The organism is Arthrobacter sp. ZGTC131, assembly GCF_002929275.1.
Taxonomy (GTDB): domain Bacteria; phylum Actinomycetota; class Actinomycetes; order Actinomycetales; family Micrococcaceae; genus Arthrobacter.
The window spans coordinates 568154-588167 of the sequence record NZ_PJIK01000001.1 but is presented as its reverse complement, the minus strand read 5'-3'; the positions used below and the strand labels follow the sequence as shown (position 1 = coordinate 588167).

15 protein-coding genes are annotated in these 20014 nt (G+C 63.1%); 13 read left to right on the top strand and 2 right to left on the bottom strand.

Annotation, left to right across the window (positions count from 1 at the left end; translation table 11 throughout):
• The first annotated feature begins 79 nt into the window (after positions 1 to 79).
• The 8 genes from secE to rplL all read left to right on the top strand — a co-directional run bounded on the left by secE (position 80) and on the right by rplL (position 6674).
• On the top strand, positions 80 to 364 hold the full coding sequence (gene secE, locus CXQ90_RS02685; RefSeq protein ID WP_104136713.1) for a preprotein translocase subunit SecE: 285 nt from the start codon (positions 80 to 82) through the stop codon (positions 362 to 364).
• Between the two features lie 115 nt (positions 365 to 479).
• Complete coding sequence (nusG, locus tag CXQ90_RS02680) at positions 480 to 1340, top strand: transcription termination/antitermination protein NusG (protein WP_104136712.1); 861 nt, start codon at positions 480 to 482, stop codon at positions 1338 to 1340.
• A 131-nt stretch (positions 1341 to 1471) separates the two neighbouring features.
• Entirely contained in the window at positions 1472 to 1903 is a 432-nt protein-coding gene (gene rplK / locus CXQ90_RS02675) for a 50S ribosomal protein L11 (RefSeq protein WP_003803853.1), read from the top strand.
• A 176-nt stretch (positions 1904 to 2079) separates the two neighbouring features.
• Positions 2080 to 2787 (top strand): 50S ribosomal protein L1, encoded by a 708-nt coding sequence (gene rplA / locus CXQ90_RS02670; protein ID WP_104136710.1) that lies wholly within the window; start codon positions 2080 to 2082, stop codon positions 2785 to 2787.
• 175 nt (positions 2788 to 2962) lie between these two features.
• The gene (locus CXQ90_RS02665) at positions 2963 to 4051 is read left to right on the top strand and encodes a GNAT family N-acetyltransferase (RefSeq protein WP_104136708.1); all 1089 of its coding nucleotides are present in this window, start codon (positions 2963 to 2965) and stop codon (positions 4049 to 4051) included.
• Positions 4052 to 4132: 81 nt separating this feature from the next.
• Complete coding sequence (locus CXQ90_RS02660) at positions 4133 to 5245, top strand: GNAT family N-acetyltransferase (protein ID WP_104136903.1); 1113 nt, start codon at positions 4133 to 4135, stop codon at positions 5243 to 5245.
• Positions 5246 to 5625: 380 nt separating this feature from the next.
• The gene (gene rplJ / locus CXQ90_RS02655) at positions 5626 to 6216 is read left to right on the top strand and encodes a 50S ribosomal protein L10 (protein WP_104136707.1); all 591 of its coding nucleotides are present in this window, start codon (positions 5626 to 5628) and stop codon (positions 6214 to 6216) included.
• Positions 6217 to 6296: 80 nt separating this feature from the next.
• Positions 6297 to 6674, top strand: coding sequence for a 50S ribosomal protein L7/L12 (gene rplL, locus CXQ90_RS02650; RefSeq protein WP_104136705.1), 378 nt, complete (start codon positions 6297 to 6299; stop codon positions 6672 to 6674).
• A 65-nt stretch (positions 6675 to 6739) separates the two neighbouring features.
• Here rplL and CXQ90_RS02645 read toward each other — a convergent pair whose 3' ends face one another.
• Positions 6740 to 7252, bottom strand: a complete 513-nt coding sequence (locus CXQ90_RS02645) for an aminoacyl-tRNA deacylase (protein WP_104136703.1) — start codon at positions 7250 to 7252, stop codon at positions 6740 to 6742.
• Positions 7252 to 8451: an acetyl-CoA C-acetyltransferase gene (locus CXQ90_RS02640; RefSeq protein ID WP_104136701.1), complete on the bottom strand. Its 1200-nt coding sequence runs from the start codon at positions 8449 to 8451 to the stop codon at positions 7252 to 7254. Before CXQ90_RS02640 ends, CXQ90_RS02645 begins: the two co-directional genes overlap by 1 nt.
• A gap of 434 nt (positions 8452 to 8885) precedes the next feature.
• Here CXQ90_RS02640 and rpoB point away from each other — a divergent pair, with 434 nt between their 5' ends.
• The 5 genes from rpoB to fusA all read left to right on the top strand — a co-directional run bounded on the left by rpoB (position 8886) and on the right by fusA (position 19838).
• Positions 8886 to 12392 carry a DNA-directed RNA polymerase subunit beta gene (gene rpoB, locus CXQ90_RS02635; RefSeq protein WP_104136901.1) on the top strand — a complete coding sequence of 1169 codons (3507 nt, stop codon included), beginning with the start codon at positions 8886 to 8888 and terminating at the stop codon, positions 12390 to 12392.
• A gap of 119 nt (positions 12393 to 12511) precedes the next feature.
• Positions 12512 to 16411, top strand: a complete 3900-nt coding sequence (locus tag CXQ90_RS02630) for a DNA-directed RNA polymerase subunit beta' (protein ID WP_104136700.1) — start codon at positions 12512 to 12514, stop codon at positions 16409 to 16411.
• A 397-nt stretch (positions 16412 to 16808) separates the two neighbouring features.
• A complete protein-coding gene (rpsL, locus tag CXQ90_RS02625; RefSeq protein ID WP_018773658.1) occupies positions 16809 to 17183 on the top strand; it encodes a 30S ribosomal protein S12 in 375 nt (124 codons plus the stop codon).
• Position 17184: 1 nt separating this feature from the next.
• Positions 17185 to 17655 (top strand): 30S ribosomal protein S7, encoded by a 471-nt coding sequence (gene rpsG, locus CXQ90_RS02620; protein ID WP_104136698.1) that lies wholly within the window; start codon positions 17185 to 17187, stop codon positions 17653 to 17655.
• Positions 17656 to 17723: 68 nt separating this feature from the next.
• Entirely contained in the window at positions 17724 to 19838 is a 2115-nt protein-coding gene (fusA, locus tag CXQ90_RS02615; RefSeq protein ID WP_104136697.1) for an elongation factor G, read from the top strand.
• Positions 19839 to 20014 lie beyond the last annotated feature (176 nt).

Sequence of the window (20014 nt, the reverse complement as noted above, 5' to 3'; positions counted from 1 at the left end):
GCTGTTCCGGCGGAAAGCCGGAGCAAGCGCAGCAACCATGGTTCGGTTCAGAACCCGGGTAATCCGACATTTTGCGAGGATGAGTGAGGAACAGGTGACCGAAACAGCTGCAAGCAGCTCCAAGGGCCGCCCCGCAAAGAACGCCGAGAAGGCCGGCTTCTTCGCTCGAATCGCACTCTTCATCCGCCAGGTCATCGGCGAGCTGAAGAAGGTTGTCGCGCCGACCCGCAGGGAACTGATTAATTACACGCTCGTGGTGCTGGTATTCGTGGTCATCATGATGGTCATCGTCACCTTGCTGGACCTGGGCTTCGGGACCGCGGTGAGCTGGGTCTTCGGCGGTACAGGCGCCGGGGACCGCTAAGGCGATCGGTCCGCAGACTGCGCGGGTCCTTCCGGAAAATCGGAACGGACTGCGGAGTGTGCGGAATTGAGCCATTTAAATAGGCATGTTAGGCAATGAGGAAGCAGGAGACCAAGTGTCTGAGCAGGAGCTCGAGGTAACTGAGACTGAGCTGGATGAAACCAAGGACGCGGCGGCTGAGGCCGTTGAAGAGTCTGAGGTTGAGTCTGCTGCACCCGATTCCGACGACGAAACTGACGCTGACGCCGAAACTGACGCCGACGACGATGCAGATGTAGCCGACGACGAGACTGACGTCGATTCCGACGAGGACGACTCCGAGGAAGCTGACGCCGATGAGGCAGACGTCCTCGCAGCCGCGGCCGCAAAGGCCGACGTCGATCCCGCCGAGGAATTCAAGGCCAAGCTGCGCCGCCAGGAGGGTGACTGGTACGTCATCCACTCCTACGCCGGTTACGAGAACCGCGTGAAGGCCAACCTTGAGACGCGCATCCAGACCCTGGACATGGAAGATTACATCTTCGAAATCCAGGTGCCGATGGAAGAAGTCGTTGAGATCAAGAACGCCCAGCGCAAGGTCATCAACCGCGTCCGCATCCCCGGCTACGTGCTGGTCCGCATGGACCTGACCGACGCCTCATGGGGCGCCGTCCGCCACACCCCGGGTGTCACCGGCTTTGTGGGCAACGCCCACAACCCCGTCCCGCTGCGCCTGGACGAGGTCTTCTCCATGCTCGCCCCTGTCTTCGAAGAGGAGCAGGCCGAGAAGGGCAAGCCGGTCAAGCACGCCGCCGCCCCCGTGGACGTCGACTTCGAGGTCGGCGAATCGGTCATCGTCAAGGAAGGTCCGTTCGAGACCCTCCCCGCCACGATCTCCGAAATCAAGGTGGACTCCCAGACCCTCGTGGTGCTGGTGTCCATCTTCGAACGCGAGACCCCGGTCACGCTGGCCTTCAACCAGGTCACCAAGATCTAGCACCACCCACAGAATTCGCTCCGGGGCTGCCTGCTTAGCAGCCACGAAGCGGCAGACCGCCTCGCCATGGCGGTCAACCACCTGAGGCACGCTCCTGTGTCCCAGGACGTAATTGAGAGAAGGACCCTACATTGGCTCCCAAGAAGAAGGTCACCGGCCTCATCAAGCTGCAGATCCAGGCAGGTGCCGCCAACCCGGCCCCGCCGATCGGTCCTGCGCTTGGCCAGCACGGTGTCAACATCATGGAATTCTGCAAGGCGTACAACGCTGCAACGGAAGCCCAGCGCGGCAACGTTATTCCTGTTGAAATCACGGTCTACGAAGACCGCTCGTTCACGTTCATCACCAAGACCCCGCCGGCTGCAGAGCTCATCAAGAAGGCTGCAGGCGTCGCCAAGGGTTCAGCTACCCCGCACACCGTCAAGGTTGCCAAGCTGACCCAGGCCCAGGTCAACGAGATCGCGTCCACCAAGATGGAAGACCTCAACGCCACGAGCCTCGAAGGCGCAGCGAAGATCATCGCCGGCACCGCCCGTTCCATGGGTATCACCGTCGAGGGTTAATTCCCTCACCGCTGATGCGGCGCCGGGTTCGGGAAACCGACGACGACGCCGGGCAGCACCGCCGGGAAACCGGCACCACTGAAACATTGAAATGTTGGTAATCCACGCCGGACTACTGACTGTGGCAGGGCCCAGCGCGGTCCGCAGACCACAACTGCACAAGGAGAATAAGCAGCATGGCAAAGCGCAGCAAAGCATATGAGGCAGCCGCCGCCAAGATCGACGCGGAGAAGTTCTACGCGCCGTTCGAGGCAGTGACGCTGGCCAAGGACACCAACCCGTCCAAGTTCGACGCCACCGTTGAGGTCGCTTTCCGCCTGGGTGTTGACCCTCGCAAGGCCGACCAGATGGTTCGCGGCACGGTCAACCTGCCGCACGGCACCGGTAAGACCGCCCGCGTCCTCGTCTTCGCAACCGGCGACAAGGCAGAGGCAGCAATCGCTGCCGGCGCCGACTTCGTTGGTTCCGATGACCTGATCGAAAAGATCGCAGCCGGCTGGACCGACTTCGACGCCGCCGTCGCCACCCCTGACCTCATGGGCAAGGTTGGCCGCCTCGGTAAGGTCCTCGGCCCGCGTAACCTGATGCCGAACCCGAAGACCGGCACCGTGACCGCTGACGTCACCAAGGCTGTCACCGACATCAAGGGCGGCAAGATCGACTTCCGCGTCGACAAGCACTCCAACCTGCACTTCATCATCGGCAAGGTTTCGTTCGACGCCATCAAGCTGGCCGAGAACTACGCAGCTGCTCTCGAAGAGGTGCTTCGCCTGAAGCCGTCCGCTTCCAAGGGCCGCTACATCCAGAAGGCAACTGTTGCCACCACGTTTGGCCCCGGCATCTCCGTCGACCCCAACGTCACCAAGGTGCTGACCGAGGTCTAATCCTCGCGAAAACACCCGCCGGTAATCCGGCAGGCATCAAAGGACCGCCCGGCACTGCGCCGGGCGGTCCTTTGCTTTACTTCCGGACGCTGGCGGACCCTGGCAGACCCGCCGTACGCCCGATGACCCCCGCCGGGCTCTGGAGGGCGGGCGGCCATGCGGCTAGGCTGATGCGGTGACGCCCACATACCGCATAGAGCCGCTGGTATTACCTGCTTCCCTCGATTCTTCGGACGCCGCCGACTTCCTCGAATTCAGCGACCTGAGCGATGCCATGGTGCTGGAAACCTGGGGGAACCTTGACCGGGCCAGGACGCGGAGTGCCCGGCTGGAATCGTGGCGCGACGACGAATACGCCCAGCTCAGGCTCTTCTTCGTGCGCCTGGACGGCCGCATGGTGGCGACCTCCTGGGTCAGGCTGCCGCAGCAGGAAAACCTCGAAGACGCGATGGTGCGCGTAAACGTCCTGGACGAGTTCTCGGGCCGGGGCATCGGCCAAGCGCTCCTGCGGCACGCCGAAGCCTTCGCCGCCGCCCGCGGCCGCAGCACTCTGCAGAGCTACACCGAACACGTGGCCGGGTTCGATCCTGACGGCGCCGGCATCCTGAAGCCCGGAACCGGGACGGGCGGGATTCCGTCCGGTTCGCGTGCGGTGCAGTTCGCGACGGCGGCCGGCTATGCGTTGGAACAGGTGACGCGTTTCAGCGCACTGGACATGCCGCCGTCGGAAGCGGTTTTGGACGCCCTGGAGCGCGAGGCGCGCTCCATCGCCGGCGACCGGTACGAGCTCCTGGCCTGGACGGACAGCTGCCCGGACGAACACGTGGACCAGCTCGCCGTGCTCATGTCGCGCATGAGCACCGACACCCCGGCCGGGGCGCTCCATTACGACCCCGAAGTGTGGGACGCCAAGCGAGTCCGGCACGTCGAGGATGAGTGGAAGCAGGCCGGCCTGGAGTCGCTCGTGGCGGCGGCAAGGCATACGGCAAGCGGCGAGCTCGCCGCATACTCGGTCCTGCAGTTCTCAGCGTCAAAGCCCTGGCTGGCGGAGCAGGACGACACCCTGGTGGCCAAACCCCACCGCGGACACCGCCTGGGCATGCTGGTCAAGCTGCTGAACCTTCGGCGCATGATGCAGGTGCACCCCGCGGTGGAGCGGATCCTCACGTTCAACGCCGCTGAGAATGACCACATGCTCGCCATCAACGTCGCCCTCGGGTTCCGCCCGGCAGGGTACGACGGCGAGTGGCAGCGCCGGTGCTAACCGGCATATGCTGGCGGCGGACACACCGCGTGGACTCGAGCCCGCTGCCCGGAAGGGCGAGCGGCGGAAACGGCTGGGATGATGGCAAGTGAAGTGCGGATCGAGCAGCTGTGGATCCCGGATTCCGTTGACGCGCCCGACGCAGCGGACTTCCTGGCCGCCGTCGAGGTAGGCCGCAAGGTCCGGATGCAGACGTGGGGCAGCGACGACCTCGCGTACGCGCCGCTGGAGAAGCTCCTCGAACTGGACGATCCCTACGAGCGGCAGGTCATCCTGGTGGCCAAGATCGAGGGCACCATCGTGGGCGCGGTGGACATTGCCCTGCCCCTGACCGACAACCTGGACCTCGCTGAGTTCACCCTCGATATCCTGCCGGAGTATCAGCGCCAGGGCGTAGGCAGGCAGCTGCTGGAGGCAGCCGAACAGTTCGCCCGCGACGAGGGCCGCTCAATGATCCTGGTGGACACCAACCACCCCGGTGCCTCGCTCCATGAATTCGAACCCGAACAGCTGGTGCCGGGCTCCGGGCTGGGCTTCGTGCCGCTGGGCAGCCGCGAGGTGGAGTTCGCCCGGCGCACCGGCTACACGCTCCAGCACATCGAGCAGTTCAGCTCATGCGCCCTGCCCCTGGACAGCAAGCTCGTGGCGGAACTCGAAGCCGAGGCGGAGGAGGCGAACAACGGCCGTTACTGGCTGCACCATTGGACGGACCGCTGCCCCGAACGGTGGCTGGAGGCCGTTGCGGTCCTTGAAAACCAGGCCGGAGGGGATGTCGAGCCCGATGCCGTGGGCGAGGACAGCATGGTGTTCGACGCCCGGATACTGCGGGAAGCGGAAGAAGTCACCATCGCGCAGGGACGGCGGACGGTGGTGACCGCCGTCGAGCACATCGCCACCGGCACCCTGGTGGGGCTGACCACCATCAGCGTGCTGGCGCAGCGCCAGGACGTCGTGTTCCAGGACGACACCGTGGTGCTGCAGGCACACCGGGGCAACAAGCTGGGCCTCCTGATCAAGGTGGCCAACATGGAGCGGCTGACGGAGCAGTTCCCGGATGCGCGCGTGATCTACACCTGGAACGCCCCGGAAAACCGGTATCTGCTCACGGTCAACCGGCAGTTGGGGTTCACGACGGCGGGCGTCACCGGAATCTGGCAGAAGGAACTCCCGAACCTCGGGCCCAGCACCAGCTGAGCCGCGGCGGTTGAGCCGCGCCAGTTGAAGCGTGCCTGCGGAAGTGTGCCGCCGGACCGCCCCGCCGGAAGCGTGCCGCCGGACCGCCGATTTGGCGGACCGGCGCGGCGTCCCGTAAGCTTGAGCTACCAAAGACCGTCGGTTGTTGGGAATCCACTCTCTCGAGCTCAGCTCAACTCTGCAGTTGCGTGCGGGAGAGTCAGTGGGTTTCCGGACGAAGGACCCTGAACATAGGGCGGCCGGCGCAGGTGAACGAAGCAGAAGCTCCGCGGTTATGAATCGTGTTGAGCCAAGCCCCGTGCATCTGCGCGGGGCGTTTTTAGTTTTAGCTCACCTGAGCGGGGACCCGGAATACCGGCACTATCCCCGGAAGGAGGGTTATGGCAACGCCTACCAAGGTTTCAGCAGTAGCTGAGATCACTAACGATTTCAAGGAATCGAACGCCGCTGTCCTGACCGAATACCGTGGGCTCACCGTTGCACAGCTCAAGCAGCTGCGTGTTTCTCTCGGCCAGGACACCAAGTTCGCGGTCGTCAAGAACACCCTGACCGCCATTGCAGCCAAGGAAGCTGGTGTCGAAGCATTCGACGGCCAGCTCGCCGGCCCCACTGCAATCGCGTTCATCAAGGGTGACGCAGTTGCAGCTGCCAAGAGCCTGACGGATTTTGCCAAGACCAACAAGCAGCTGGTTATCAAGACCGGTTACTTCGAGGGCAAGGCACTGAACGCCAGCGAAGTTGCTGCCCTGGCAGCACTCGAGTCCCGCGAGCTGCAGCTCGCCAAGGTTGCAGGCATCCTCAAGGCTCCTGCTGCCGCTGCTGCACGCACCATCGACGCACTGCGCCTCAAGCTTGAAGAAGCGAACGGTGCTCCGGCTGAAGCCGAAGCCCCCGCCGCTGAAGAAGCTCCCGCCGCAGACGCAGCAGCAGAGGCCGAAGCTCCGGCTGAAGCCGCCGCCGAAGAGAACTAACTCTCTCTTTCAAACCAGACTCCGGTGTGAAGGCACGGCATAACGCCCCCGATCACCACCTATAGGAAGGACGCCACACCATGGCGAAGCTCACCAACGAAGAGCTCATTGAAGCTTTCAAGGAACTGACCATCATCGAGCTCTCCGAGTTCGTCAAGCTCTTCGAAGAGACCTTCGAAGTTACCGCTGCTGCTGTTGCTGTTGCTGGCCCCGCCGGCGGCGGCGCTGCAGAAGAGGCTGAAGAGAAGACTGAATTCGACGTCGTTCTCGAAGCTGCTGGCGACAAGAAGATCGCAGTGATCAAGGAAGTTCGCGCCATCACTTCCCTGGGCCTCAAGGAAGCTAAGGACGTTGTTGACAGCGCTCCGAAGGCCGTCCTCGAAGGCGTCACCAAGGAAGCTGCCGAGAAGGCCAAGGAGCAGCTCGAAGCTGCCGGCGCCACCGTTACCCTCAAGTAACACAGGCTCTTCCCGGAATCCCCGTCCACTCCGGTGGGCGGGGATTCCTGCATTTAACCCCGAGCCTAGTTGGGGTCGCTGATGTCCGCGATGACAGCGCCGAGCGCCGCGGTCAGGGCGTCCGCGTCCACGAAGGCGCTGTAGCCGTGCTGGCCCGCGCCCATCGAAATGCGCTTGCCCGAGATGTTCTTGTCCGCGTAAACGGGCCACGCCGTGGTGCTGCCGAGCGGCGTGATGGTCCCGCGCTCGTAGCCCGTGGCTTCGAGGGCGACGTCGGCCGCGGGCATGGACAGCTTGTTGACGCCTACGAGGCTGCGCAGCTTCGGCCAGGAGATCTGGCGGTCGCCGGGGATGAGGGCGAACAGGAAAGTCCCGTCCTTGTGCTTGACCACGAGGGACTTCACGATGTCCGCCGGGGCGATGCCGAGGATCCGCGCCGCTTCCTCGAGGCTGTGCGCGGCCAGTCGCTCCACGATCTCGACCTGCAGGCCCCGGGCGGCGGCGTCGGCAAGGAATCGCTCCCTGCCGGCGCCGTGCGCTCCGGTGCCGGCCGTGCCGGCAGCGGCTGAGCCGGTCATCAGTCCCGGAACAGCAGGAGGGCTTCGCCTTGCCCGCCGCCGCCGCACAGCGAAACCGCAGCCTTGCCCTGGCCGCGCCGTTTCAGCTCATGCGCGGCGTGCAGTGCCAACCTCGCGCCGGAAGCGCCGATGGGGTGGCCCAGGGCGATCGCGCCGCCGTGGATGTTGCACTGCTCCAGCGGGTAATCCAGGTCCTTGAGGGACTGCACGGCCACGGAACCGAACGCCTCGTTGATTTCGATGAAGTCCAGATCGGCCGTGGTCCAGCCGGCGCGGTCCAGGGCATTCCGGATTGCGTTGGAGGGCTGGGAGTGCAGGGAATTGTCTGGGCCCGCCACCTGTCCCGGCTTGCCGATGACCGCCAGGTACTCAAGTCCGTTCTCCTCGGCGAATATGCGGGACGTCAGGACCAGGGCGGAGGCGCCGTCGGACAGGGGAGAGGAGTTGCCGGCCGTGATGGTGCCGTCGGTGACGAACGCGGCCCGCAGGCCCGCCAGGGTTTCGACGGACGTGTTGGGGCGGACGCCTTCATCGGTGGCCACAACCAGGGGATCACCCTTGCGCTGCTTGACGCTGATGGGCGCGATCTCGTCGTCGAAGACCCCGTTCTTCGCTGCGATGGCGGCGCGCTGGTGCGACTGCGCGGCGACGTTGTCCTGGGAAGCCCGGTCAATGCCCAGCGTGAGGTTCTTGGTTTCGGTGGACAGGCCCATGGACTGCCCGTCGAAGGCGTCGGTCAGGCCGTCGTGTGCGGCAACGTCCAGGGCCTGGATGGCGCCGTAGGTCCAGCCCTGGCGCGAGCCCGGAAGGACGTGCGGGGCCCGGGTCATGGACTCCTGGCCGCCGGCGACGACGACGGTTGCGTCACCGCCGCGGATCATCCGCGCGGCGTCGATCACGGCGGTGAGGCCCGAAAGGCAGACCTTGTTGATGGTCACCGTGGGCACGTTCCAGCCGATGCCGGCACCGATCGCGCTCTGCCTGGCAGGGTTCTGGCCGGCACCGGCCTGCAGCACCTGGCCCATGATCACGGCGTTGACCTGCTCCGCTTCAACCCCGCTCGCGGCAAGCGCCGCCTTGATGGCGTGGGCCCCGAGTTCGACGGCGGTGAAGCTCGCCAATTGCCCGTTCAGCCGGCCCTGCGGTGTGCGCGCGCCGGCCAGGATGACAACATCGTTGTTGTCCGCGGAATTGCTCATGGTTTATCTCTTCCGATCGTGTCGATGTACGCCTAGGTTATCGTGAGCCCGATCACCTATCCATTCAAACGCTGTCGCGGCAGGCTGAATTCCTGCGCCGCCGCATTCCGGCGCGGGAACGTGCCGGCCGCTACGGCGTTCGATGGATGCCCTCGGCAACGGTGCTTGCAATCTGCTGGGAAGTGGGGTAGACACGCGCAATGTTTTGCCGTATCGTAGATATTTGCGTCTTCCCTGTTTACCTTCAGCCTTCATATAGCGGTGGGCTTCGCCTGGCAGCTGCTCCATCAATGTGCCGTAACCACGTCACCAGCATGGGCAGACCAGGTCCCGGGTCATATAGCGGAACCGGATGGTAGCACTGCGGAGTCACTCCGCAGGGTACATAGCGGGGGAGATCTGAAAACGCCTGAAGGTCTGTGGAAGGATCCCTCTTGGTCGCCTCGAGCACCTCTAATAACGAAACCGCTAACACGGCAAGCACCGATGGTGCCACTCGCCGGCTCTCATTCGCAAAGATTCACGAACCTCTTGACGTTCCGAATCTGCTTGCACTGCAGACGGACAGCTTCGACTGGCTGGTCGGAAATGAACGCTGGCAGGCAAGGGTAGCGAAAGCTGTCGAAGAAGGCGACCTCAGCGTCGCCACCACCTCCGGTCTTTCCGACATCTTCGAAGAGATCTCCCCGATTGAGGATTTCCAGGGCACCATGTCCCTGAGCTTCTCCGATCCGGAGTTCGCTGATCCCAAATACACCATGGCCGAGTGCAAGGACCGGGACGCTACGTACTCGGCTCCGCTGTACGTTAAAGCCGAATTCATGAACAACAACACGGGCGAAATCAAGCAGCAGACCGTGTTCATGGGTGACTTCCCGCTGATGACCGAGAAGGGCACCTTCGTCGTCAATGGCACCGAGCGTGTCGTTGTCTCCCAGCTGGTGCGTTCCCCGGGTGCCTACTTTGAGCGCACGGCCGACAAGACCAGCGACAAGGATATATTCACTGCAAAGATCATCCCGTCCCGCGGTGCCTGGTTCGAGCTCGAGATCGACAAGCGCGACCAGGTCGGCGTTCGCCTTGACCGCAAGCGCAAGCAGTCCGTCACCGTGCTGCTGAAGGCCCTCGGCTGGACCGAAGGCCAGATCCTCGAGGAGTTCGGCCAGTACGACTCCATGCGCGCAACGCTGGAGAAGGACGCCACCGAAACCCGCGAAGACGCGTTGCTGGACATCTACCGGAAGCTGCGACCGGGCGAGCCGCCCACCGTCGAGGCTGCCCAGTCACTGCTGGACAACCTGTACTTCAACTCCAAGCGCTACGATCTGGCCAAGGTCGGCCGTTACAAGATCAACCGCAAGCTTGGCATCGACCGCTCCCTTGGCGACAAGGAAGCGTCCGTCCTGCACGTTGAAGACATCGTCGCCATGATCAAGTTCCTGGTTGCGCTGCACGCCGGTGAGAAGACCCTCATGGGCAAGCGCGACGGCCAGGACCACGAGCTGCGCGTCGAGATCGATGACATCGACCACTTCGGCAACCGCCGCATCCGCGCCGTCGGCGAGCTCATCGAGAACCAGGTCCGCACCGGCCTGTCCCGTATGGAGCGCGTCGTCCGCGAGCGTATGACCACGCAGGACGTCGAGGCCATCACGCCGCAGACGCTGATCAACATCCGCCCGGTGGTGGCAGCGATCAAGGAGTTCTTCGGAACCTCCCAGCTGTCCCAGTTCATGGACCAGAACAACCCGCTCTCGGGTCTGACCCACAAGCGCCGCCTGTCTGCGCTTGGCCCGGGCGGTCTGTCCCGTGACCGTGCAGGCATGGAAGTCCGAGACGTTCACCCGTCCCACTACGGACGTATGTGCCCCATCGAAACACCTGAAGGCCCGAACATCGGTCTGATCGGTTCGCTGGCTTCCTACGGACGCATCAACCCGTTCGGCTTCATCGAGACCCCTTACCGTCTCGTGGCCGAGGGCGTCGTGTCCGACGAAGTCCAGTACCTGACGGCCGATGACGAAGCAGAGGTCCTGATCGCACAGGCCAACGCTCCGCTCGACGCCAACAAGAAGTTCGCTGAAGAGACCGTCCTGGTCCGTGCCCGCGGTGGTGGAGGCGAGCCCGTCCTCGTTCCCGCAGCCGACGTGCAGTTCATGGACGTCTCCCCGCGCCAGATGGTGTCCGTGGCAACCGCCCTGATCCCGTTCCTCGAGCATGACGATGCTAACCGTGCACTCATGGGTGCCAACATGCAGCGCCAGGCCGTGCCGCTGGTCCGTTCCGAGGCGCCGTTCGTCGGTACCGGCATGGAACGCGCCGCTGCTGTCGACGCCGGTGACGTTGTCATCGCGAAGAAGCCGGGTGTGGTCACCGAGGTTTCCGCTGAACTCGTCATCATGCTGAACGACGACGGCACGGAAACCAACTACCGCATCAACAAGTTCGCCCGTTCCAACCAGGGCAACTGCTACAACCACCGCGTTCTGGTGAGCGAAGGCCAGCGCCTGGAATTCGGCGGCATCATTGCTGACGGCCCGGCAACGGACCAGGGCGAGCTCGCCCTCGGTAAGAACCTGCTCGTGGCATTCATGTCATGGGAAGGCCACAACTTCGAGGATGCCATCATCCTGTCCCAGCGCATCGTGGCTGAGGACGTTCTTTCCTCCATCCACATCGAGGAGCACGAGATCGATGCCCGCGACACCAAGCTTGGTGCCGAGGAAATCACCCGCGACATCCCCAACGTGTCCGAGGAAGTCCTGGCTGGCCTGGACGAGCGCGGCATCATCCACATCGGTGCTGAAGTTGAAGCCGGCGACATCCTGGTCGGAAAGGTCACCCCGAAGGGTGAAACCGAACTGACCCCGGAAGAGCGACTGCTCCGCGCCATCTTCGGCGAGAAGTCCCGCGAAGTGCGCGACACCTCCCTGAAGGTTCCGCACGGCGAGTCCGGCACCGTCATCGGCGTGCGCGTCTTCGACCGCGACAACGACGACGAACTGCCCCCGGGCGTTAACCAGCTGGTCCGCGTCTACGTGGCCGCCAAGCGCAAGATCACCGACGGCGACAAGCTCGCCGGCCGCCACGGCAACAAGGGCGTTATCTCCAAGATCCTGCCGATCGAGGACATGCCCTTCCTTGCCGACGGTACCCCCGTTGATATCGTCCTGAACCCGCTGGGTGTTCCGGGACGTATGAACGTCGGCCAGGTGCTGGAAACGCACCTCGGCTGGGTTGCCAAGACCGGCTGGAAGATCGAAGGCGAGCCTGAATGGGCCAAGCAGCTGCCGAACCTGCCGCGGGAAAGTGGCCAGACCACTGTCGCAACGCCGGTCTTCGACGGTGCCCGTGAAGAGGAAATCACCGGTCTGCTGGACTCCACCAACGTGACCCGCGACGGTGACCGCCTGATCAACTCCTCGGGCAAGACCCGCCTGTTTGACGGCCGCTCCGGCGAGCCGTTCCCGGATCCGATCTCGGTCGGCTACATGTACATCCTGAAGCTCCACCACCTGGTGGACGACAAGATCCACGCGCGCTCCACCGGCCCGTACTCCATGATCACGCAGCAGCCGCTGGGTGGTAAGGCACAGTTCGGTGGCCAGCGCTTCGGTGAAATGGAAGTGTGGGCGCTCGAAGCTTACGGCGCCGCCTACACGCTCCAGGAGCTCCTCACGATCAAGTCGGATGACATCCACGGTCGTGTGAAGGTCTACGAAGCCATCGTCAAGGGCGAGAACATCCCCGAGCCGGGCGTTCCTGAGTCCTTCAAGGTCTTGATCAAGGAAATGCAGTCGCTGTGCCTGAACGTGGAAGTACTTTCCACGGACGGAACCACAATTGAAATGCGTGACTCTGATGACGCAGTCTTCACGGCTGCGGAAGAACTGGGCATCGATCTGTCTCGTGCAGAGCCCAGTTCCGTAGAAGAGGTTTAGCAGGGGGTGTCCTGGGAAAAGCAAGCGGTCCCGCCGCACTGTCTTTTCCCAGGCACCACCTCCCTCTTCCCGTAACCCAAGACTTCAGAATTTAGAGAACAAGAGAGAACAGGGACCATATGTCCAGCGAATCCTCCTTCGGCCTCATGCAGATCGGCCTCGCCACCGCGGAAGACATCCGCGGCTGGTCGTACGGCGAGGTTAAGAAGCCGGAAACCATCAACTACCGCACGCTCAAGCCCGAGAAGGACGGACTCTTCTGCGAGAAGATCTTCGGCCCGTCCCGGGACTGGGAATGCTACTGCGGCAAGTACAAGCGCGTGCGCTTCAAGGGCATCATCTGCGAGCGGTGTGGCGTTGAGGTCACCCGTGCCAAGGTGCGCCGTGAGCGCATGGGCCACATCGAACTGGCTGCGCCTGTAACCCACATCTGGTACTTCAAGGGTGTTCCCTCCCGTCTGGGCTACCTCCTTGACCTGGCACCGAAGGACCTCGAAAAGGTCATCTACTTCGCTGCCTACATGATCACGAGCGTTGACACCGACAGCCGCCACGAAGAACTGCCCAACCTGCAGGTTGAGCACGACATCGAGAAGAAGCAGCTGATCGACAACCGCGACTCCGACATCGCCACGATCGCCCGCGACCTCGAGAACGAGCTTGCCCGTCTCGAAGGCGAAGGCGCCAAGGCTGCCGACAAGAAGAAGGCCCGCGACTCCGCGGACCGTCAGATGGCCAACGTGCGCAAGCGCGCCGACGCCGAAATCGAGCGCCTCGAGCAGGTCTGGGACCGCTTTAAGAACCTGAAGGTCGCTGACCTCGAAGGCGACGAAGGCCTCTACCGCGAACTGCGCGACCGCTACGGCATGTACTTCGAAGGCTCCATGGGTGCCGAAGCCATCAAGAAGCGCCTTGAGAACTTCGACATGCAGGCCGAGTCGGACTCGCTGCGCGACATCATCGCCAACGGCAAGGGCCAGCGCAAGACCCGCGCCCTGAAGCGCCTGAAGGTTGTCAACGCGTTCCTGACCACCAACAACAGCCCGCTCGGCATGGTGCTGGACGCCGTCCCGGTGATCCCGCCGGAACTGCGCCCGATGGTCCAGCTGGACGGTGGCCGCTTCGCGACCTCCGACCTCAATGACCTCTACCGACGCGTGATCAACCGCAACAACCGACTCAAGCGACTGCTTGACCTGGGTGCTCCGGAGATCATCGTCAACAACGAGAAGCGCATGCTTCAGGAAGCCGTTGACAGCCTCTTCGACAACGGCCGCCGCGGCCGTCCGGTCACCGGACCGGGCAACCGTCCGCTGAAGTCCCTGAGCGACATGCTCAAGGGCAAGCAGGGCCGTTTCCGCCAGAACCTCCTCGGCAAGCGCGTCGACTACTCCGGCCGTTCGGTTATCGTCGTCGGCCCGCAGCTGAAGCTGCACCAGTGCGGCCTGCCCAAGCAGATGGCGCTGGAGCTCTTCAAGCCGTTCGTGATGAAGCGCCTGGTTGACCTCAACCACGCGCAGAACATCAAGTCGGCCAAGCGCATGGTCGAGCGTTACCGTCCGCAGGTCTGGGATGTCCTCGAAGAGATCATCACCGAGCACCCTGTGCTGCTGAACCGTGCACCTACCCTGCACCGCCTCGGCATCCAGGCGTTCGAACCCCAGCTTGTTGAAGGCAAGGCAATCCAGCTCCACCCGCTGGTCTGTGGCGCCTTCAACGCTGACTTCGACGGCGACCAGATGGCAGTCCACCTGCCGCTGAGCCCCGAAGCCCAGGCTGAGGCACGCATCCTGATGCTGTCCTCGAACAACATCCTGAAGCCGTCCGACGGCCGTCCGGTGACCCTGCCTTCGCAGGATATGATCATTGGCCTCTACCACCTGACCACCAAGCGTGTCGGTTCAGCTGGCGAAGGCCGGATCTTCGGTTCGGTTGCGGAAGCCATCATGGCCTACGACCTGCACGAGCTGCACCTGAACTCCAAGGTCAAGATCCGCCTTGACGGTTTCGTTCCTTACGCCGGCTGGGAAGCTCCCGAGGGCTGGGAGCCGGGTCAGACCGCGCTGGTTGAGACCTCCCTTGGCCAGGTCCTCTTCAACGAGACCCTGCCCGAGGACTACCCCTGGGTCGAAGACGTTGCCGACAAGGGCGAACTGTCCCGGATCGTCAATGACCTCGCGGAGCGCTACCCGAAGGTCGTCACGGCGGCAACGCTGGACAACCTGAAGGACGCCGGTTTCTACTGGGCAACGCGTTCAGGCGTCACGGTCGCCATCTCGGACATCGAGGTGCCCAAGGACAAGCCGGTGATCCTCGCCGGCTACGAGACCATGGCAGCCAAGATCCAGGGCCAGTACGACAAGGGCCTGATCGACGACGACGAGCGTCGCCAGGAACTGATCGAGATCTGGAACAAGGCAACCAACGAGATTGCCCAGGCAATGCGTGACAGCCTCTCGCCGATGAACACCATCAACCGCATGGTGTCCTCCGGTGCACGTGGTAACTGGATGCAGGTCCGTCAGATCGCGGGTATCCGTGGCCTGGTGGCCAACCCTAAGGGTGAGATCATCCCGCGTCCGATTAAGTCCTCCTACCGCGAGGGCCTGTCGGTGCTGGAATACTTCATCGCCACGCACGGTGCCCGTAAGGGTCTGGCCGACACCGCCCTGCGTACCGCCAACTCGGGTTACCTGACCCGTCGTCTGGTGGACGTTTCGCAGGACGTCATCGTCCGCGAAGAGGACTGCGGCACCGAACGCGGCCTGGTGACGCCCATCGCCGTCGCCGACGCCAACGGTGAGCTGGTTCTGGACGAGAACGTCGAGAACAGCGCGTACGCCCGTACGCTGGCCGTGGATGTCGTTGACGCCAAGGGCAACGTCCTGGCAGCCGGCGGCACCGACTGCGGCGACGTCGTGATCGCCGAGCTGTTCGCAGCCGGCATCACCGAGGTCAAGGTCCGCTCCGTGCTCACCTGTGAGTCCAGCGTCGGCACCTGCGCCCTGTGCTACGGCCGTTCGCTGGCCACGGGCAAGACCGTCGACATCGGTGAGGCTGTGGGCATTATCGCCGCGCAGTCCATCGGTGAGCCGGGCACCCAGCTGACCATGCGTACGTTCCACACCGGTGGTGCTGTTTCCGCCAGCGGTGGCGACGACATCACCCAGGGTCTGCCCCGTATCCAGGAGCTCTTCGAAGCCCGTACTCCGAAGGGTGTGGCGCCGATTGCGGAAGCAGCCGGCCGCATCACCATCGAAGAGTCCGAGCGTCAGATGCGCCTGGTCATCACTCCGGACGACGGTTCCGAAGAGATTGCGTACCCGGTACTGCGCCGTTCACGTCTCCTGATCGAGGACGGCCAGCACGTCACGGTGGGCCAGAAGCTCATCAACGGCCCGGTCGATCCGAAGCAGGTCCTGCGCATCATGGGTCCGCGTGCGGCACAGAAGTTCCTCGTGGACGAAGTGCAGGGCGTGTACCGCAGCCAGGGCATTGGCATCCACGACAAGCACGTGGAGGTCATCGTCCGCCAGATGCTGCGCCGCGTCACGGTCATCGAATCCGGCGATTCGGATCTGCTGCCCGGCGAGCTCGCCGAGCGCAGCCGCTTCGAAGACGCCAACCGCCGTGTTGTCTCCGAGGGCAAGACGCCGGCTTCCGGCCGTCCTGAGCTCATGGGCATCACCAAGGCGTCGCTGGCTACCGAGTCCTGGCTGTCCGCAGCTTCCTTCCAGGAAACCACCCGCGTCCTGACGCAGGCGGCCATGGAAGGCAAGAGCGATCCGCTGCTCGGCCTCAAGGAAAACGTCATCATCGGTAAGCTCATCCCGGCCGGCACGGGTCTCCCGCGCTACACCGAGATCGCGGTGGAACCGACTGAAGAAGCAAAGGCCAACCTGTTCACCGGCCCGAGCGCATTCAGCGACTTCTCCTACGACACCCTGGGCGGCGACGGAGCTCCTGAGTTCCACGCCATCCCGCTGGACGACTACGACCTCGGCAACGACTTCCGCTGACGAGTCAGTCTCCTGAACTGACTGGCCCCGTTTCCACTGCTGTGGAAGCGGGGCCTTTCAGTCCCCGGATTCCGCGCCGATTAAGGTCTGGCGCCTGTCCATGTTAGACTTGTGACCAATTGTTATTGTGGCAGTGGATGAGAGCGCCGGACCAGCCGAAAGGCCGGACCAGAGCGACGTTTCCGGTTTGCAGGGTTCTTGTGCAACGTATGCCACATTTTTGCATGCCTAGGGACCTTTGAAGACGCGAGTCAGGTCATTCCCCATGTGTGTGCGATCCGACTATTAAGGCTTCGCCTCAGCTGCTCTGGAGACTTCTTCAAAGCTCGGGCGGCGGGGCAAAGCAAAAGGAGAGCGGCTGTCAGAAGCCGCTCCGGATAAAACGGAGAACACGAAAGTGCCTACGATTAACCAGCTGGTCCGAAAGGGCCGCACGCCGAAGGTCAAGAAGACCAAGGCTCCCGCGCTTAACGGCAGCCCGATGCGCCGCGGTGTTTGCACCCGCGTGTACACCACCACCCCGAAGAAGCCGAACTCGGCTCTGCGTAAGGTTGCACGTGTGCGCCTTAACGGTGGCATTGAAGTTACCGCCTACATCCCCGGTGTAGGCCACAACCTCCAGGAGCACTCCATTGTGCTCGTTCGTGGTGGTCGTGTGAAGGACCTTCCCGGTGTCCGCTACAAGATCGTCCGTGGCGCCCTCGATACCCAGGGTGTCAAGAACCGTAAGCAGGCCCGCAGCCGCTACGGCGCAAAGATGGAGAAGAAGTAATATGCCTCGCAAGGGTCCGGCCCCCAAGCGGCCGCTCGTACTAGATCCCGTTTACGGCTCCCCGCTGGTCACCCAGCTGATCAACAAGGTGCTGGTTGACGGCAAGAAGTCCACCGCAGAGCGCATCGTTTACGGTGCCCTTGAAGGTGCACGCTCCAAGTCCGGCGGCGACCCCGTAGCCGCCCTCAAGAAGGCCATGGAGAACGTCAAGCCTTCCCTCGAGGTCCGCTCACGCCGTGTCGGTGGCGCAACCTACCAGGTTCCCGTCGAGGTCAAGCCGGGCCGCTCCACTGCCCTCGCCCTGCGTTGGCTGGTCGGCTACTCCAAGGCCCGCCGTGAAAAGACGATGACCGAGCGCCTTCAGAACGAAATCCTGGATGCCTCCAATGGTCTCGGTGCCGCTGTGAAGCGTCGCGAAGACACCCACAAGATGGCCGAATCGAACAAGGCCTTCGCACACTACCGCTGGTAAAACTTCCCGTACGCCGCCGGCTCAACGAGCCGGCGGCGAACGCGTAGTCCATCCGAAAGGGAGACACCGTGGCACAGGACGTGCTTACAGACCTTAGTAAGGTCCGCAACATCGGCATCATGGCCCACATCGATGCCGGCAAGACCACCACCACCGAGCGCATTCTGTTCTACACAGGTGTGAACCACAAGATCGGCGAAACGCACGACGGCGCTTCGACCACCGACTGGATGGAACAGGAAAAGGAACGCGGCATCACCATCACGTCTGCCGCCGTGACCTGCTTCTGGGAAAACAACCAGATCAACATCATCGACACCCCTGGCCACGTGGACTTCACGGTTGAGGTTGAGCGCTCCCTGCGCGTCCTCGACGGTGCAGTTGCCGTATTCGATGGCAAGGAAGGCGTTGAGCCGCAGTCCGAGACCGTCTGGCGTCAGGCTGACAAGTACAACGTTCCGCGTATCTGCTTCGTCAACAAGATGGACAAGCTCGGTGCTGACTTCTACTTCACCGTAGACACCATCATCAGCCGCCTCGGTGCCAAGCCGCTGGTCATGCAGCTGCCCATCGGTGCCGAGAACGACTTCATCGGCGTCGTAGACCTGCTCTACATGCGTGCACTGGTGTGGCCGGGCGACGCCAAGGGTGATGTCACCATGGGCGCCAAGTACGAGATCCGCGAGATCCCGGAAGACCTCAAGGCCAAGGCCGAGGAATACCGTGCGACTCTCACCGAGACCGTTGCCGAGGCCTCCGAAGAACTCATGGAAAAGTACCTTGAGGGCGAAGAGATCTCCATCGACGAGCTCAAGGCCGGCATCCGCAAGATGACGATCAACTCGGAGATCTACCCGGTGTTCTGTGGTTCTGCGTTCAAGAACCGCGGCGTACAGCCGATGCTGGATGCCGTCGTCGATTACCTGCCGAACCCGCTCGACGTCCCCCCGATGATCGGTCACGATCCTCGCGACGAAGAGAAGGAACTGACCCGCGCACCTTCATCCGAAGAGCCGTTCTCCGCACTGGCGTTCAAGATCGCCGCGCACCCGTTCTTCGGCCAGCTCACCTTCATCCGCGTGTACTCCGGTCACGTGGAAGCAGGCGCCCAGGTGGTCAACTCCACCAAGGGCAAGAAGGAGCGCATCGGCAAGCTGTTCCAGATGCACGCCAACAAGGAAATGCCTGTTGAGGGCGCTACCGCCGGCCACATCTACGCAGCCATCGGTCTGAAGGACACCACAACGGGCGACACCCTGTGCGACTCCAGCAACCAGATCGTCCTCGAGTCCATGAGCTTCCCGGAGCCCGTGATCTCGGTTGCCATCGAGCCGAACACCAAGGGTGACCAGGAGAAGCTCTCCACGGCCATCCAGAAGCTCTCCGCTGAGGACCCGACCTTCCAGGTCTCCCTCAACGAGGACACCGGCCAGACCATCATCGCCGGCATGGGCGAGCTCCACCTGGACATCCTGGTGGACCGCATGCGCCGCGAATTCAAGGTTGAAGCCAACGTTGGCAAGCCGCAGGTTGCCTACCGCGAAACCATCAAGCGTGCTGTAGAGCGTCACGACTACACGCACAAGAAGCAGACCGGTGGTTCGGGCCAGTTCGCGAAGATCCAGATTGCGATCGAGCCGCTGGACACTGCGGAAGGCGAGCTGTACGAGTTCGAGAACAAGGTCACCGGTGGCCGTGTTCCGCGCGAGTACATCCCGTCCGTTGACGCTGGTATCCAGGATGCGCTGAACGACGGCGTCCTGGCCGGTTACCCGGTTGTCGGCATCAAGGCCACGCTGATTGACGGCGCGTACCACGATGTTGACTCCTCGGAAATGGCGTTCAAGATCGCCGGACGTATGGCTTTCAAGGAAGCCGCACGCAAGGCGAACCCTGTTCTGCTTGAACCGCTGATGGATGTCGAGGTCCGCACCCCTGAGGAATACATGGGTGAAGTTATCGGTGACCTCAACTCCCGTCGTGGCCAGATGCAGTCCATGGAAGATGCCCAGGGCGTCAAGGTTATCCGCGCGCACGTCCCGCTGTCCGGCATGTTCGGCTACATCGGTGACCTGCGTTCGAAGACCCAGGGCCGCGCTGTGTACTCCATGACGTTCAACAGCTACGCCGAGGTCCCGAAGGCAGTTGCCGACGAGATCATCCAGAAGACCCGCGGCGAGTAGTCCTCGGACAATCGCAGCGACAAACTCGGGTGGATTCCCCTAGCGGAAGTTCACCTGGTGCAGGCGGCCGGTCTCCGGTCCTGACCGGATCCGGCCGTCTGTGCGAACAGGCTCGAGGGACTAGTATTAGTTCCTGAATCTGCAATTTCACCAATCCAAAGCCCCCCAAGTAGACT